The following is a 1,306-nucleotide window of genomic DNA, read 5'->3' on the forward strand; positions in this document are numbered from 1 at the left end:
GGTTCTGTTAATTAATTATGAAAATATAGCTTTGAAAATCACAAAATTACTATATGACTTACTTTAAATAATAAAAATTATAAAATTAATATTTTGTGGCATGACAAAAAAGCCTATCTATTTATAGATTTTTAAAAATAAATAGACCTAATTAAAAGCGATAGCGTTAGCCGTTAGGCAGTTAATAACCAATTGTTTTTAGCTTTAACTGAATAATTGATTCCTGATACTTCAGCTGGTGTTAAACCACGTAGTGAGGAATGATTACGAATAAAATTATAGTGAAATATAAATACCGATATTAAATTATTGGCACTATCAAAAGAGTTAAAGCCTTTTAAACCTTTATACCAAGACTTAAATGTTTTATTAAAAGATTCAATAATATTGTTTGAAATATCATCTTTAAAAGATTGTACTTTTATGTGTAATGTATCTTGGAATACTGATTTTATTGGAATATTGTAAGATGGTAATCTATCGGTAACTATGGCTCTAGGAGATCCTAATTTCTTAGCATCATTAAAAAGGCTAAAAGCTTGTTTAGCATCTCTATATGGGGATAGATGATAAGAAATAATTAATCGACTTTCCGAGTCTATAACAAGCCATAGATAATGACGTTTACCATTTATAAATACAACTGTTTCATCTGCATGCCATTCATCTGAATCTGATAAATCAATATTTTTTAATAAATTATCAGATTTTAATTTGAAATATGCAGCAAACTTTTTAGTCCAACTTGCAATAGTAACATGAGATACTTTTATATTAAACGTTCTAAACAAATATTGAGATATACATCTTGTAGAACTTTCATTAAGAAAATAAAGGTCTAAAGCCATTAAAATAATATGGATTGGGAAGCGCATACCTTTAAAATCAAGTTTACCTTGTATAGTTGTATTGCTTGATGGGGTTATAGCCGTAGGCTTCGCCACAAAAAAACTATGATTACATTTCTTATCGTTACAACGATAGTTAATATAATTTGAATAATTATGATGAATAAAGGTTCTTTTGTTACAGATGGGACAACGAGGATAATCCTTGAGCTGACGCTCTTTCGGCGTAGCCGATGGTGTAAATTGTCTTTTACACTCTTTGCATTGATATTTTTGATTTCCTTCTTTGTCTTTTCCAAACTTATATAGTCTATGGCTGTGACATCTAGGACAGGTGATTTTTTTATTAGCTTTGTTCATTGTTTCCTCTCTCCTTTCTGGGAGGTAATATTTTTATGGTAAATCTATTATATTTCATAGGTTGAGGGGAAGCAATGTTCATATAACTTAACAGAACT

At 28.9% G+C, this 1,306-nt stretch carries 1 protein-coding gene; it reads right to left on the bottom strand.

What is annotated here, in order from left to right:
• Positions 1-173 precede the first annotated feature (173 nt).
• Positions 174-1,208, bottom strand: a complete 1,035-nt coding sequence (locus CLOACE_RS11605) for an IS6 family transposase (protein WP_070111398.1) — start codon at positions 1,206-1,208, stop codon at positions 174-176.
• Positions 1,209-1,306 lie beyond the last annotated feature (98 nt).

Origin of the sequence: Clostridium acetireducens DSM 10703 (assembly GCF_001758365.1) — a bacterium.
Classification (GTDB): domain Bacteria; phylum Bacillota; class Clostridia; order Clostridiales; family Clostridiaceae; genus Clostridium_C; species Clostridium_C acetireducens.